The organism is Kitasatospora sp. NPDC059812, from assembly GCF_042732075.1.
Lineage (GTDB): Bacteria > Actinomycetota > Actinomycetes > Streptomycetales > Streptomycetaceae > Kitasatospora.
In genome coordinates, this window is sequence record NZ_JBHWIO010000063.1 from 24,274 (window position 1) to 24,694 (window position 421).

The following is a 421-nucleotide window of genomic DNA, read 5'->3' on the forward strand; positions in this document are numbered from 1 at the left end:
ACCACCCCGCCCCGCCGCCCCGCCCGGGGGTCCGCCGGCGGCCCCCCCGCCGGGCGCGGCGGCGCGCGCCCCCCCCCCCCCGGTGGGCCCCGGGCCTCGCCACGTCCGGCGGCGGCAACGCTCACGCCGCCGCCTCGGTGAAGCCAGGCGGGGCCGTGCTGCCGCACCCGGTTTCCGAGACCTCCGTTGCTGCCCGAGAGCTACGAGGAGGTGTGCTCGTGCCTCGGGGTCGAGGACAGGCCCGAAGGATGGGCTCTGTGGAACACCTGGGGTTCCCCCTTCGGGGTGCGGAAGTTGGGGCTCGGCGGGCAGCCGTGACACCACATGCCGGGGGGGGGGGGGGCGCGGGGGCGGGGGGGGCGGGCCTCTCGGGGGGTGGGTGGTTAGGTTGGATAGCACATAAATCAAGAGCTCGTAGAAA